The organism is Psychrobacter sp. P11F6 (assembly GCF_001435295.1).
In the GTDB taxonomy this organism is placed as follows: Bacteria; Pseudomonadota; Gammaproteobacteria; order Pseudomonadales; family Moraxellaceae; genus Psychrobacter.
This window is the reverse complement of record NZ_CM003594.1, coordinates 1,434,630-1,449,463: the sequence shown is the minus strand read 5'-3', so window position 1 is coordinate 1,449,463 and position 14,834 is coordinate 1,434,630. Positions and strand designations below refer to the sequence as shown.

The following is a 14,834-nucleotide window of genomic DNA, read 5'->3' as shown; positions in this document are numbered from 1 at the left end:
TTGCTACTCCTTATGCGAGTTCTGTTTGAGTGGTGGTTTGGGTAGTGGTATTAGCAGTTGTTTGGTTACTGCTATTTGACTCTGAGCTAAGCTGCATCAAACGTGCGACATAATGCGGGCCACCAGCTTTAGGACCCGTACCAGACAGACCACAACCACCGAATGGTTGTACGTTTACGACGGCACCGATTTGGTTGCGGTTGATATAAGTATTGCCTACAAACGCACGGCGCTCGATGTGCTCAACGGTATTTTCGATACGGCTATGAATACCCAAGGTCAAGCCAAAGCCTGTCGCGTTGATGGCATCAATCAACTTATTCAGATCACGTGCTTGATAACGCAGTACGTGCAAAATTGGGCCAAAATGCTCACCACCGATCACGTCGATACTTTTCACTTCGATCGCTGTTGGCAATACAAAGGTAGACTGTTCTTGACTGACAACTGAGCTTGAACTCATTGGCGTCTGTGCCAAGATAGTCGCCGTTGGCTCAGCGTCCATACGCTCGATATGCGCTTCAAGACTACGTTTGGCATCCGCATCAATCACTGGACCCACATCTGTAGCAGCATATAAAGGATTGCCGACCGACAGCTCAGCCATATTACCTTGTAATAGCTCAATTAAATTATCAGCCATTTCTTCTTGCACGCACAATATACGACAAGCTGAGCAACGCTGACCTGCTGAACCAAATGCAGATAAAACAGCGTCTCTAACCACTTGTTCTGGCAATGCCGTTGAATCGACAATCATAGCATTCTGACCACCAGTTTCGGCGATAAAGACAGGTAGCTCACCACTGGCTTGGGCATGATCATTTAGGCTTTGGTTAATACGTTGAGCCGTTTGGGTTGAACCCGTAAATATCACACCTGCTATATTGTCAGCCGCTGTCAATGCACCACCAACATCGCCAGCACCGATCACTAACTGTAAGGCTTGTGTTGGTACGCCTGCTTGGTACATTAGCTGAGCACCAAAATGGGCAATCAAGCTGGTTTGTTCGGCAGGTTTCGCCACCACAGTATTACCTGCTGCTAGCGCCGCTACGATTTGACCCGTATAGATAGCCAATGGGAAGTTCCATGGGCTAATACAGACAAAGGTGCCACGTGCTTTATAAACTTGACGAGATTGCTTGCCAGCCAAATCAGTAAATTCATGCACGACGTCGTCTAAACGCTCTGCTTCATCGGCATAAAAACGGCAGAAATCAACCGCTTCTTTAATTTCATCAATACCGTCTTGAAGGGTTTTGCCCGCTTCGATTTGGCATAGCGCCATTAGCTCAGCGTAGTTTTCTTCATAGAGATCCGCTATCTTACGCAATATTTCAGCACGCTTAGCAGCTGATACTGCTTGCCAGACACTTTGCCCTGCCACTGCCGCATCGATTGCTTGACCAGCTATTTCAGCATTGGCATAAGTGACTTCACCAGCACTTACTTCGTGGTTCCAAGGTGCACGTACGGTTTGAGTCTCAAGCTTATGCGTTACGCCCTCTACTTCATATTCATCAACTGCTTTGCCATTGACGATGGACGTCGCTGACCAAGTTTTATGCAAATGGCTATCAATAGCAGATTTAAAGGGCAGCCATTGTGACTCTACGAATATATTAGGGCCAAAACTGGCACGACGCGCACCATAAATCTCTAACGGCAACGGAATCTCTGGATTGTGCAATGTCGCATTGGCCAGTAGCTTGTCATAAGGATGTACTGTTAGCTTCTCAATCGGATAAGACTTGTCTAGCAGCTGATGGACAAACGAGCTGTTGGCACCGTTTTCGAGCAAGCGACGTACCAAGTACGGCAGCAAGTCTTTATGCGCGCCAACTGGGGCATAAATACGTACCGGAATTTTATACGCTTGTAAGATATGATCATAAAGCGCATCACCCATACCGTGCAAACGCTGAAACTCAAACTCTCTATGCTTACTCATGGTCATAATTGACGCTAGGGTGTGCGCATTGTGTGTCGCAAACTGTGGCCAAATCAAGCCGCGCAGATGATCTGATAACAAGAAACGCGCACAGGCAAGATAAGCCGTATCCGTGCCTTCTTTGCGTGTCCAGACAGGATAGCCTGACAGACCTTTTTGCTGGGCAAGCTTGATCTCAGTATCCCAGTAGGCGCCCTTTACCAGACGTACTGGAATACGATCTCCCACCTCAGTCGATAGCCGTGCCAACCACACTAAAATAGCGATGGCGCGCTTAGAGTAACCTTGCACGACCAAGCCAAGACCATCCCAGTCAGCCGTCAAATTGTCACGGTACAAAGACTCAAACAGTTTTAAAGAAATTTCAAGGCGGTCGGCTTCTTCGGCATCGATACTAAGATCCACATTGACTTCACGTGCCGCTTCAATGAGCAGCAAACAGCGTTGACGTAATAAACCCATGACTTGGGCTTCTTGCGTGGCTTCATAGCGAGGATGCAGTGCTGATAGCTTGATAGACACTGATGGCTTAGGCATGCCTTCTTTGACTTTGATACTGGCAGTGGCTCTGATCGCATGCAGGTAGTCATTGAAGTATTTTTCAGCATCTTTATGCGCAATAGCCGCTTCACCGAGCATATCAAACGAATAGGTATAGCCTTTATTACGATAAGGCTGGCTGTTTTTATTGGCGTCCTCGATGGTCTCGCCCAATACAAACTGATGACCCATAATACGCATGGCTTTTTGCATGGCACTACGAATAACAGGTTCGCCCATCTTTTTGGTCATGCGATCCAAAAAGCCTGATGCTGTGGTGCTACTATCAATACTGACGACACGACCTGTCATCATCATGCCCCATGTCGAGGCATTAACCATAAAACCGTTGTCATTTTTGATGTGCTTTTTCCAATCAGCCACACTCATTTTGTCATGAATCAAGGCATCAGCAGTATAGTTGTCTGGCACTCGGATCAAGGCTTCTGCCAAGCTCATTAGCAAGATACCTTCTTGGGTATCAAGACTATACTCAAGCAGTAACGAGTCGACCATCTTGACCGCTTTGCCATCATTACGTACATGTTCAACCAGCTGGCGCGTTTGCTCAGCAGCGGCGTCACGTTCTTCTGTGCTGGGTTTAGCAAGTGGCAATAATTTGGACAACCAACGCTCTTCATCAACGCTATACAACGGCGAAATACGGGCGTGCAGAGTTTCTGCCGACTGGTCAATATAATCTGGCGATAGCAAATCGACAGGATTAAACAAAATCGGCTCTTGCGGGGTAAACTGGTCTACTGGGTTCATAACAACTCCATAACTATCGTTTAAAAACCATCATAAATAGTGCTTTAGGAAGTCTGATCGTCTGGTATAACTAGCCATCACCATCATTCATTTAGATGATGGCTATCGATAGATACTTATAACAATAATCAAAAGTCCAAACGGCGCCATCACAAAACGAGAAAATCCAGCGTAGGCTGGAAGCGGTTAAGTAGGTCGTTCGACTGTTAAACGGGCTACGTTAACAATACAAAGGCAACAACGAACAGCTAAGCGGCATTAGTGCCTTCTTCTTGTTTGTAGTGAAAGGAGTGTGATGATCAGATATCGCTACATTAAAACGAAAAAATCGCTTTAGCAAAAAAATCTGCCATCTGGGGTGCTGCTAATTCACTGTAAGAAAAACCTCTACGGCGTTGATTGAGGTGATGCGCTTAACTCGGCTATAATATCATGAAAAAAATTTTCAAACTAACGATATTGCTTATTTTCACAAATTAATATATTTCTAAAAAACAATCAGTTAACAGCACTTTATCCCTTATGACGCACTGGTTATACTTTTCTATTTACTATTGGCGATTAATTGTTTTATTAAATCAAACACTTGAATAAATTTAGGAAAATTTGAGCCATTTTAAATCAAAAAAAACCCCTTTATCGTTTCCGAATAAAGAGGAATTTAACGTAACAAAACTCAAAAGCAGTAAAGTAATATCGAACGCTCAGCGCATTCTAGTAAAACTTATAAAACCACCAACTTGGTCAGCAAAATAACGGTCAATACCCAAACTGGGATCGTAATTTCAGAGAATTTACCGGTCATCAGTTTTACCGCAGTAAAGGTGATAAAACCAAGCGCAATACCATCAGCGATAGAGTACGTCAGCGGGGTCAATAACAGAACAACCGCGACAGGAGCCGCTTCTGTCAAATCTTCCCAGTTGATTTCTTTCAGGGTAAATAACATCAGTACCGACACATAGAAAATCGCGCCAGCTGTGGCGTAAGCAGGAATCATACCAGCCAATGGTGCAAAGAAAATACTCAGTACAAACAATACGCCAACCGTCACTGCCATCAGACCTGTACGACCACCTGATGCTACTCCAGAAGCACTCTCAATATAACTGGTGGTCGATGACGTACCCAACATTGCACCAGCGACCGTAGCAGTAGAATCCGCTAGTAGCGCTTTGTCCATATTAGGAATATTGCCGTCTTTATCAATCAAACCTGCTTTATTGGCAATACCAACCAAACTACCTGTCGTATCAAATAAATCGACGAATAAGAAGGCAAAAATAACGCTGATCATACCAACGTCAAACGCACCGGCAATATCAAGCTCCATCAATGTTGGTGTTATAGATGGCGGCGCAGACATGATGCCAGCAAACTGTGTATGGCCTGTCAACAAGCTAATCACGGTGATAACCAAGATACCAATCGTCACGGCACCTGGGACTTTCTTATAGACCAAACCAATAATAATAAAGAAACCCAAAGCAGCCATCATAGGTGCAAATGAGGTCATGTCACCTAGCATTACCAATGTCGCATCACGACCGACAATGATACCTGAGCTCTGTAGCGCAATAAATGCTAAGAAAGCACCAATACCTGCCACAATACCTTGCTTAAGGCTGTTTGGAATGGCATTGATAACCCATTCGCGAATCTTAAATAAACTCAAAATGATAAACAAGCAACCCGATAAGAAAACAGCACCTAGCGCAGTTTGCCAAGCGTAGCCCATACCCAATACAACGCCGTAAGTAAAAAAGGCGTTCAAACCCATACCTGGTGCGAGTGCCACCGGCAGTCTGGCATAGATACCCATAATAAAGCAGCCTATTGCCGCTGCTAAACATGTAGCAACAAATACCGCCCCTTTATCCATACCAGCTTCCGCCAATACGTTGGGGTTGACAAAGATGATATAAGCCATGGTCAAAAAGGTGGTTATACCGGCAAGGATTTCCGTTTTGACTGTGGTGTTTTCACCATTAATCCCAAAATAGCGTTCAATTGCATTCATAAGTGTCGCGCCCAGCTTGCTAGTGAAAGAACAAATTTATTGATGCCTAAAATAAATATGACGTCAGCCAATAGATGGCGACGTCATTATCAAAAGACAGCGGTAACAAGGTGCAACATTTTAGAGAAGTTGCGGTACAAATTCAATCATTACCAGTGCCTTATGGGTACAAACCCACCTTTTCAGTCAATTGAGACATAACAGCCAGACAATATTTCAGACATCCGCATATAAATTAACCTTATACTATGAATTGTACAAACAGCTGTTAATTATTTGGTATTTAACACTTTAACAAATGACCTTTTCGACATTTAGCAGTACACTAGGCGGCTGATAGCAATATGCATCATGACTGTCCTGTTATATTTTCATTATTAAAGATCCTATCTGGTCTGCGTGTCGCGCCATGCCAGCTATTATTAATTACCCATGAGTCCCATACATGCCTGAATCATTAAATATTATCGACCTTATTACCCAAGCCAGTCTCTTGGTGCAGATTGTGATGGCATTATTGTTGTTGGCGTCTTTACTCAGCTGGGTAATTATCTTTCGTATGAGCGCGAGGCTTGGTACGGCCAAAAATTTCGATCAACAGTTTGAAACTTGGTTTTGGTCAGGTGAAGACTTAGCCAAGCTTTACCAAGGCGTACAAGGCTCACCTGAACGCCAAGGACTTGAACAAATATTTTATGTGGGATTTTCTGAATACTTAAGAATGCATAAAAAGCGCCAACCCAAAGATGACATCATCGATGGTGTTGAGCGCAAGCTACGAGTCGGTTTAGGGCGTCAGCAGCAACTATTAGAATCAGGACTTACTACGCTAGCGAGCATTGGCTCAGTCGCGCCTTATGTTGGATTGTTCGGTACAGTTTGGGGAATCATGAACGCCTTTTTAGGGTTGTCACAAACGGAGCAAGCGACCCTAGCCTCTGTCGCACCTGGTATTGCCGAAGCACTAATCGCAACCGCTATGGGCTTGTTTGCAGCGATTCCTGCCGTACTGGCGTATAACCACTTTACCGCCAAATCTAGTCGCTTGTACGATTCACGTGCTTTATTTTGTGATGAAATGACAGGCATGCTCCAGCGCGAGACCAGTGCAGAAAGCACTGTTGGTAGAGACAGTATTGCTACGAGAGAAACGACATCTACGGCCAATCAGGCACAAGGACTATGAAATCATGAAACAGAGTCCCTATCGCCGTGAAAAAAAAGCGCTCAATGCGGAGATGAATGTCGTTCCTTATATCGATGTGATGTTGGTGCTGCTCGTCATATTTATGGTCACAGCGCCCATGCTGATTACGGGCGTCGATGTTGACTTGCCAAAAGAGCAAACCAATACCATGAGCCAAAGCCAACTACCCGTCATTGTGTCCTTGACCGATAGTGGCGATATTTTTATCAGTTATGAAGACAATGTCGACCTGCCGATTAGTGAAACAGAGCTGATTGATACCCTGTCTAACTTACAAAATCAAAGTAGCGACGCTGGGGCGCAGCCTTTACAAGTCATGATTAATGCTGATCAAAACAATCAATATGGCGCTATCATGACACTCATGGCCACCTTACAACAAGCAGGCATTCAAAAGGTGGGATTATTAACAGGCGCACCCTTGCCCACACCATCATTGTAATAAATCCTATTCCTCGCTCAGCTTGCTATAATAAAGTAGATAATTTGATGAACCTCGTCCTTGAGTATCTTTACCATGCATAATGCTCCTGTCGTTTATGTACCGACCCAACCTGAAGGCAATGGGCTAACATTGCCTACGCTACTTAGCGTGCTGGCACATGGTCTCGTGATTGGGATACTCGTTTATACTTATCAACATACTAAAACCGACACTGTGGAAAGTATTGAGACGGTCATGGTTTCCCCTGAGCAATTGGCTGAAATACAAGGTCAAATCCTTGCCAATCGTGCAGCGGCAGCTAGCGCGATGCAAGCTGCAACTAGCACAAGCAGTGCATCGAGCACCTCATCATCAGAAAGTTTTAGCGATAGTGCCAGTCAGCCAATGCTGATGAGCGAGGAACAAAATCAGCGTCTGCTTGAGCAAAATCAAGAATACGAGCGCAATATGGCTGAGTTTGCAGCACAATTGGATGAGTCGGTGACAGAAGAGCATAGTCAGGTGGAGCAAAACAAAAATGAAAAGCTGATAGAAGAACAAAATCAGCTGGGCGATTTCCGTAATAAACAAAATAACCCGCCAAAGATTACACGCCCGACTGCGACTGATAAAAATTTAAAGATTAATACAGGTGATTCTGGTAGCGCAGGTCAGAGATATGACCTAGAAGCAGACGGCAACTCAACAACATCTAATGGTGGTAGTGGCAGTACCTCTCGTTCTACTGGTGAGTTCAAAAGTGCTATATTAAGTAAAATACAAAGCAAACTTGATACCCCAATCGAAACACAGGGTCTAACCACGTCATTGTCGCTCAAATTAGATACCAGAGGCAACGTGAAATCTGCAAAGGCTAGTGGTCCAAATGCTGTCGTCAACCAAGCAGTTGAACAAGCTGCACGCGCTGCTAGCCCATTGCCAATTGATTTAGATAATCCTGAAAGTTTTACAAATTTGACAATCAACGTTACTATTAATTGATTTTGTATAGCCTCTAATTCTATATCGTTAATGATTTTCTACTATCTTAAGGTTCTGGTTTATGAGTTTAAGCAAGTGTCATATATTACGTAATACCTCAACTTTGCTGCTATTGCTATCTTTCTCTCTACTATCTAGCTACTCTGTCGCTGGCACATTACCAGAAAGCCATAATGTCAAAAATGAGTTTATGGATCAAAAAGCCTTGTTTGCCGCTATTACTACTAGAAAAAATGATTTAAGTAATGAGAGTCATGTAACAACAGCTATATTAGAAAAAATTAAACGTAATATTACTCTACCCACTGCTACCCCCGAATCAACAACTACTTTATACTTTAAGTTGGATGAAAAAGGTAATGTGTTATCTGTTAAGGCTCAAGGTGCAAATCCTGCTGTAAATCAGGCAGTGGAAAAAGCTGCTCTATCTGCTAGTCCATTACCCATTGGCTTCAATAAACCTGAAAGCTTTAAAGACTTGATAATTAAAATTAACGTTCAATAAAAAACACCTAACGTTGTACAGTTAATCTCACTATAAATAATAATTAAGCCTGTATGATGAACCAATTATTTCTATTTTAGGATATTACTTCATGAAGCTATCTACACATTCTATCCTTCGTGCCACTTCAAGCCTGTTGTTAATCACTCCCTTGTTATCAGTGCCTGCTTATGCCGCTGAATCAATGGTACTCGATATGACTGTTACCGCGCCAAGACAACAAAACCAAGTCGCCTTTGTGCCATTTGCTGGTGACTCTGTATTATCGCCGATTATTCTAAATGATTTAAGCAAAACAGAGCTAAAAGTGACTAGCAAAGATCTACCACAGCAGCCGCGCAGTAGCAGCGAGCTGGCAGGCACATTACCAGTATGGCAAAGCATGGGGATTCCTTATCTAGTGGTCGGCAGCACCCGCAGCAATCGCGGTAAAATAGTAACCGATTACGAAGTGATTGACGTTAAATCTGGTAGAGTAATCGAAGGCAAACAAAGCTTAACGGCTGACAATAATAAAGAAAGCATGCGCTATGCTGGTCACGTCATCGCTGATAAAGTATATGAGCTAATTACTGGTACGCCAGGTGACTTTTCAGGGCGTATTGCTTACATTGAAGAGATTGGTGCTGGTAAAGAAAAAGTCTCACGTTTAAAAGTGATGGATGCCGATGGCGAAAATGCCAAAACCATTACTGAAGTAACCGGTTCTATCTTTTCACCAACATGGTCGCCAGATGGCAATCGTATTGCTTATTCCGTACAACGTGATAAATCTTATCCCGTTATTTATGTACAAAATGTGAGCGGTGGCGGTGCAACTCCGTTAACGCCCTTCCCTGGCAGCAATCTCAGTCCATCATTTTCACCTGATGGCAGCAAGATATTATTCTCTAGTAGCTTTGAAGGTAGCGCAGATATTTATGAGATGAGTGCCAGTGGTGGTCAACCTAGAAGGCTTATCAATTGGCCAAGCAGTGAAGTGCAACCAAGTTATGCGCCTGATGGCAAATCCTTTGTTTTTGTATCAGACAAAACTGGATTTAACAAACCACAGATTTATCGTTATGAGTTTGGTTCAGGACGTACTACTAAGGTATCAAGTAGCGGTTATGCCACTAGCCCGCAATTTAGTAACGATGGCTCACAAATTGCCTTTCTAAGTGGTCGCTCAGCGGCGATCATGAATAGCGGCGGCGCGGTCACTACTAACTTGGGCAATACGGGTATCGATGAAGCGCCAAGCTTTTCGCCTAATGGTAAGCGTGTCGTTTACGCCTCAAAGCAAGGTGGCAAAGGTGTATTAACCATCAAATCATTGAATGGTGGTGAGTCGTTTGGTAAGTCTGGTCAAGGCACGATTCGCTCACCAGTCTGGTCATCGAGTCCTAAATAAATCCTCTTTCTTAATTCATAAAGTCTTGCTCATAAAAAAGCGCCTAATAAATAATTAGGCGCTTTTTTATGAGCAAGGTACGGTTAAATCATTTTGTGACTAGCATGTATTGGACAATTATTGACTAAATTAGTAAACACCATTAATCATCACTCGGATCACCCGCTGATGGATTTGGATGCCGCAGTTTTGCCACATCTTCAGCAGTCACGGTATCGGTAAAACCATTTAGGTCACTGACCACATATTGAGTAACCGCCGCCATCTGCGCATCGTTCATCATTCCATGGAATGAGGGCATGCCACGAAAGCCATTAATCAAGATATCGATGATGTAATATTTTGATTGCATCTTACTGTTATTCGCCAGTGGCGGATAATAGCCTGCACCGTAAGCACCCTCGCCTTTGTGCATGTGACAAGCCGCACAAGAGTCGTGATACAGCTTTTTGCCATCTGTCGTTACAAAGCCATTTGTTCCTTCAAACTTTGCGTCCCATTCAGTAATACTTGGGTCGTCTTCCATATTGGGCAATGAGCTGTCATCGACAATATTGATAGCAGGTGCAGTAAGCTCCTCACGGCTCATATAAACGCCGCCCCACGCACCCGTATTTCGGCTTTCTTGATAGTCATTGGTTGTTAAGGAATTCTGATCTTGTACACTGGAAACCGTCACTTCATCATCTGACTGTTGACTACAGCCCAACAGTGCTGCACTGCTTATCCCACTCAGCAGCATCAGCGTCAGCAGTTTGAGTGTCATGTTTTTCATGACTTTTTTCTTCAAGATTGCTTTCTCCACGATTGCCTTCTTCACAATTGCATTGTCCATGATAGCCTCTGAATCTTATAGTTATTTATATAACCCAAGCGTTATTAAACCAGCATTTTTGCTTTTTTATGTAAGCGCTTTGCGGCATCCATACCAGATAAAATAGCGCCTTCTTGCCATGCCGGAATATGTGAGCAATGCTCGCCCGCCAGCACAATACGATTATCAATACTGCACAAGGTATCGTAATGCTGACGACGGGTCGACTCATTCCAAATACCGTAACAGCCGAGCGTCCATGGGATGCGGTGCCAGACAACTGATGTCCCTGCGCGGAACTCTTTTGGATACTGAGGATGGATGTATTTACCATAAGCAAGCGCAACATTAATACGTTCTTGCGGCGTTAAGCTATTAAACTTATAAGACGTCGGACCATAACCATACGCACCGAGTAGCACGCCCGTACCATCTTTAAACATATTTTGTGACGGGTAAGCAATCTGAGCAATGGGCATGTCGGTATAAGTCAGACCACCAAATATCCATTCATCCTCTTCCCAAAAGCGGCGGTTGAACTCTAGACCAACTTTATAAGAGGTTTCATAAGGCACGGCAGCCATCGCCTGCTTCATTGGTTTTGAGACATTGATATCCATCTGCGTCAATACAGTTAATGGAATATTGCACACGCACCAGTCTGCACGAATGGTCTTGGTGGCACCATCTGGGCTGTTGCTGTCTACATAATCGACAGTGACGCCACTGTCATCTTGATGAATTTTAGTGACCTTTGCATTAAACTCAATCATATCGCGGCATTCACGGGTGAACGCATCACCAATTTTTCCCATACCACCTACTGGCTGAAACATCGTCGGTTGATGACCATAAGTCATATGGTTGCCATAAATATCTGCCCACATACCTGAATCTAGTATCTCACTAATCGGCAAAGGTTTTGATGGCGTCGCATCAGGCATCAAGCCACCACCCGGAAACACACTAAAGCCGCGATGTTTACTGGTCTCATTACTGGCGCGGTAACGATAATCTTTATCCAGCACCCCCCAGCCTTTTAAACCTTCTAATAGCTTTTCTTTGTCCTCAGTATTGACCGAGCGATCAAGACCACCAACGTTAACTGATTTCGATAGCAGCTCCGCGACATGACCTTGGATGTCGTTTTTCACATCACCCAAACGCTGCGGCACGCCGTCGAAATGAGTACTTCGATGCAGATAAGCACGATCATTGGTTTGAATAAAGGGCTGCATTTCAACGCCAAACTGTTTGCAATAATGGAAGACGGCATAATGATGGCTTGGCAGACGCCACGGTCCACCATTAAAATAATTGCCCTCTTCAAAATCACAGGTGACTTCTTCGCCGCCAAGCTCAGTATATTTATCACCGCTGTTCAGTGTCCAGCTACGACCGCCGCCACGATTTTGATATTCGAGTACTTTGACATCGTAACCCGCTTTACGTAACTCATAAGCTGCAGTCAGCCCGCCAAGACCCGCACCAAGAATGACGATACTAGCGCCAGGAGGTGCACCTTTAAGATCCATGGTCTCTTTAAAACTCGACTCTGACGCAAATCCTAATGTCGTCATCGCCTGATACATCGCGGTCGCGCCCGCTGTTTTACCAATCATCGAGAGCAGTTGGCGCCGCGTTGGTGATTGAAGCATGTCTTTCATAATAGTGTCCTTAAAGTAGACGTTCCTGCAAGATGGTAGGCATATATATTATTAATCAGCTCGGCTTAGTTCTACGTCTGTTTTTCGAGCTGTTGTGCCTTACCATATTGCCTGTAGGTCTTGTCCTATAATAAATATGTAGATCGTCTTTATAGAATCAATGAATTAACGACGGCGCCTAGACCGCAAGATGGCTCGTATAACAAACACAATGATAATAATAGCCACGATGATGCCGATTACTGCCAGTAAGCCCGCATATTTGATTAAGAAGGGCTTGTCAGTACCTGTCGTTGCGATACGATCAACATCACTAGCACTCACCTCACTACTGTTGAGACCACCAAAATTCACACGCACATAATTGGTAATACCAGCGATTTGCTCGCTATTTAGCTCATCTGAGAACCCTGGCATGATAGGTGACGTGTTAGTCGCGCCTTCTACCCCATGAAGGATCATATTGACCAGCGCATCAGGTTTCTCACGGCGAATACTGCTGAGTCCAACGATAGGAGCGTAACGCGCATCAGGCTGACCATAACCGTCAACGCCGTGACAGCTACCACAAGCTGCCAAATATAGCGATTCTGGTGAATTGCTGCCATTACTCACCTGCGCTTTGGCTTGGGCTAAATAATCTTTTTGCGCCAGTAAATCATGAGTGATAGATTCGCTAATGGGTGTTGGTAAACGCGAGACATCAATGGCTGCGACCTTATCATCTGTTTGGATAGCAGGCACCGCTTTTAGATAAGAAGCAATGGCATTCAAATCTTCATTTTTTAAGTAGCGCGTACTATGTGCAACCGCCTCGCCCATAGGACCACCCGCATAGGCACGCTGGTCAAGCTCACCAGTACGCAGATAAGTGACGATATCTTGTTCACTCCAACTACCGATACCGCTCGACTCGTCAGGCGTAATATTTGGTGCATGCCAATGACCAAGCTGAGCACCTGATAGATACATTTTTTTATCGAAACCCATAGTGCTATTACGCGGGGTATGGCAAGTACCGCAGTGCTCTAAGTTATTGACAATATATTCACCACGTTGCTGCGTCTCGGTGAGACCATCACGGTTTTCAGTAGACGGGACATTGAGAAAATTCCAGCCAATCATTAAGCTGCGAATGTTAAAGGGAAATGGCAGGTCAGTTTTATATTTCGGTGCTTCATCGATAGCAGGTACGGTTTGCAGATAAGCAAACAACGCACTGATATCTTCTTCTTTCATGCCACTATAAGAAGGATATGGCATGGCAGGGTAAAGCATATGGCTTGGCGTACGACCTTTTTGCAACGCAGTCTTTAAATCCGTTTCGGTATAATCGCCGATACCATAACGTTTAGATGGGGTTATATTGGTTGAATAGATGTCTCCCATCGGCGTTTCGATCGCTGTACCGCCAGTATAATCTTCGCCATGACATGCCATGCAATCGGCTGCACGGGCAATGTAAGCACCGCGATTGACAAGCTCGCTGTTGGCTGGACTAATATTAGGTAAACTGGCATTAGGCAAGCTAGCATTGGCTAGGCTGGTATTGACGACGCTTGCGCCTTCAGCCATCGCAGCGCTGGAGGTCATACCAATGACGAGCATCGATAACATCACAGAAAGTGGCTTCATAATATCCTCATATAGCTGGCACCTAGGGTGTTGTAATTATTATTAGGATGAATGATTGAGATGAAACATTTAATATTAAGCAAGCCTTAATGAGTGACGACTTGTTATACTCAATTGATAATCCATTAAATGAAGTAGCAAATCATCCAGTAAATACTCAGTAAAATAGCGTGACAAAAGTACTTTCATAAGCGTAGTGACTAAGCATAGTTACTAAATGATGTCTACTCACTCTACTAATGTAAGACTATTTCGCTACTATTACTTAACGAGTAACGTATTGGTCTCAAATTTTTACAAAACGTAAAGAACTGCGTTATCATTGTCAGTTTTTGATAACGTAATATATTTTTTTATATTATAATAATAGGTCATTTAAATAATACCTTTAAAATCAGTAACTAAAGTCCTATTTTTTGGGTGCATATCTTTTATAAAAAACCTATCATTGTAGATAGCTGTCAAAAATTTGCTTCATTTTTTGTCATCATCGATTTTAGTTGTACATAATAGATACATAGACTTAAGTTAGCACTCGCTTTTTTTATCAGTCATATTTTTATAATGCTATGAAACAAGCTATTGCAACGCACCATATTTTGTTTATGATAGGCGCTATTTCCACATTGCCGATCGCCGCCTGAGACACCACTATGAAGTTACCGATTCTTGCTTGTATACTGACATCAGCCCTGTTAATCACAGGCTGCCAATCATTTCAGTTTGTCGACAGCCCTATCCCTGTGAATACCACCCCTACCAATAGCATCTTGGTCAAAAATACGCCTGCCACCACTGTGCAAGTTCAAAATAATACCAGTACAAAAAATCAAAAATAGTGCCATCACATTCATAAAATAAGCAAAAAAAAGGCAGATATCAGTTTGATATCTGCCTTTAAT

11 protein-coding genes are annotated in these 14,834 nt (G+C 43.6%); 6 read left to right on the top strand and 5 right to left on the bottom strand.

Annotation, left to right across the window (positions count from 1 at the left end):
• Positions 1-10 precede the first annotated feature (10 nt).
• Both putA and AK822_RS05980 read right to left on the bottom strand, forming a co-directional pair.
• Positions 11-3,265 carry a bifunctional proline dehydrogenase/L-glutamate gamma-semialdehyde dehydrogenase PutA gene (gene putA, locus AK822_RS05985; RefSeq protein WP_060490927.1) on the bottom strand — a complete coding sequence of 1,085 codons (3,255 nt, stop codon included), beginning with the start codon at positions 3,263-3,265 and terminating at the stop codon, positions 11-13.
• Between the two features lie 724 nt (positions 3,266-3,989).
• Positions 3,990-5,285, bottom strand: coding sequence for an NCS2 family permease (locus tag AK822_RS05980; RefSeq protein ID WP_055124161.1), 1,296 nt, complete (start codon positions 5,283-5,285; stop codon positions 3,990-3,992).
• 445 nt (positions 5,286-5,730) lie between these two features.
• Here AK822_RS05980 and tolQ point away from each other — a divergent pair, with 445 nt between their 5' ends.
• The 5 genes from tolQ to AK822_RS05955 all read left to right on the top strand — a co-directional run bounded on the left by tolQ (position 5,731) and on the right by AK822_RS05955 (position 9,816).
• Positions 5,731-6,471: a protein TolQ gene (gene tolQ, locus AK822_RS05975; RefSeq protein WP_060490926.1), complete on the top strand. Its 741-nt coding sequence runs from the start codon at positions 5,731-5,733 to the stop codon at positions 6,469-6,471.
• Between the two features lie 4 nt (positions 6,472-6,475).
• Entirely contained in the window at positions 6,476-6,934 is a 459-nt protein-coding gene (gene tolR / locus AK822_RS05970) for a protein TolR (protein WP_060490925.1), read from the top strand.
• 75 nt (positions 6,935-7,009) lie between these two features.
• Positions 7,010-7,918 (top strand): cell envelope integrity TolA family protein, encoded by a 909-nt coding sequence (locus tag AK822_RS05965; RefSeq protein WP_060490924.1) that lies wholly within the window; start codon positions 7,010-7,012, stop codon positions 7,916-7,918.
• 61 nt (positions 7,919-7,979) lie between these two features.
• The gene (locus tag AK822_RS05960; RefSeq protein ID WP_060490923.1) at positions 7,980-8,423 is read left to right on the top strand and encodes a cell envelope integrity TolA family protein; all 444 of its coding nucleotides are present in this window, start codon (positions 7,980-7,982) and stop codon (positions 8,421-8,423) included.
• A gap of 91 nt (positions 8,424-8,514) precedes the next feature.
• Positions 8,515-9,816, top strand: a complete 1,302-nt coding sequence (locus AK822_RS05955; RefSeq protein WP_060490922.1) for a PD40 domain-containing protein — start codon at positions 8,515-8,517, stop codon at positions 9,814-9,816.
• Positions 9,817-9,958: 142 nt separating this feature from the next.
• Here AK822_RS05955 and AK822_RS05950 read toward each other — a convergent pair whose 3' ends face one another.
• The 3 genes from AK822_RS05950 to AK822_RS05940 form a co-directional block, all read right to left on the bottom strand.
• Complete coding sequence (locus AK822_RS05950; RefSeq protein ID WP_060492187.1) at positions 9,959-10,591, bottom strand: c-type cytochrome; 633 nt, start codon at positions 10,589-10,591, stop codon at positions 9,959-9,961.
• Between the two features lie 104 nt (positions 10,592-10,695).
• A complete protein-coding gene (locus AK822_RS05945; RefSeq protein WP_060490921.1) occupies positions 10,696-12,297 on the bottom strand; it encodes a flavin monoamine oxidase family protein in 1,602 nt (533 codons plus the stop codon).
• Between the two features lie 165 nt (positions 12,298-12,462).
• The gene (locus AK822_RS05940) at positions 12,463-13,932 is read right to left on the bottom strand and encodes a cytochrome c (RefSeq protein ID WP_060490920.1); all 1,470 of its coding nucleotides are present in this window, start codon (positions 13,930-13,932) and stop codon (positions 12,463-12,465) included.
• A gap of 653 nt (positions 13,933-14,585) precedes the next feature.
• Here AK822_RS05940 and AK822_RS05935 point away from each other — a divergent pair.
• Positions 14,586-14,771, top strand: coding sequence for a hypothetical protein (locus AK822_RS05935; RefSeq protein ID WP_060490919.1), 186 nt, complete (start codon positions 14,586-14,588; stop codon positions 14,769-14,771).
• Positions 14,772-14,834: the final 63 nt, after the last annotated feature.

Bases quoted from the DNA above. Each gene is read 5' to 3' on its own strand.
- putA (WP_060490927.1), bottom strand. From the start codon at position 3,265: ATGAACCCAGTAGACCAGTTTACCCCGCAAGAGCCGATTTTGTTTAAT.
- AK822_RS05980 (WP_055124161.1), bottom strand. From the start codon at position 5,285: ATGAATGCAATTGAACGCTATTTTGGGATTAATGGTGAAAACACCACA.
- tolQ (WP_060490926.1), top strand. From the start codon at position 5,731: ATGCCTGAATCATTAAATATTATCGACCTTATTACCCAAGCCAGTCTC.
- tolR (WP_060490925.1), top strand. From the start codon at position 6,476: ATGAAACAGAGTCCCTATCGCCGTGAAAAAAAAGCGCTCAATGCGGAG.
- AK822_RS05965 (WP_060490924.1), top strand. From the start codon at position 7,010: ATGCATAATGCTCCTGTCGTTTATGTACCGACCCAACCTGAAGGCAAT.
- AK822_RS05960 (WP_060490923.1), top strand. From the start codon at position 7,980: ATGAGTTTAAGCAAGTGTCATATATTACGTAATACCTCAACTTTGCTG.
- AK822_RS05955 (WP_060490922.1), top strand. From the start codon at position 8,515: ATGAAGCTATCTACACATTCTATCCTTCGTGCCACTTCAAGCCTGTTG.
- AK822_RS05950 (WP_060492187.1), bottom strand. From the start codon at position 10,591: ATGAAAAACATGACACTCAAACTGCTGACGCTGATGCTGCTGAGTGGG.
- AK822_RS05945 (WP_060490921.1), bottom strand. From the start codon at position 12,297: ATGAAAGACATGCTTCAATCACCAACGCGGCGCCAACTGCTCTCGATG.
- AK822_RS05940 (WP_060490920.1), bottom strand. From the start codon at position 13,932: ATGAAGCCACTTTCTGTGATGTTATCGATGCTCGTCATTGGTATGACC.
- AK822_RS05935 (WP_060490919.1), top strand. From the start codon at position 14,586: ATGAAGTTACCGATTCTTGCTTGTATACTGACATCAGCCCTGTTAATC.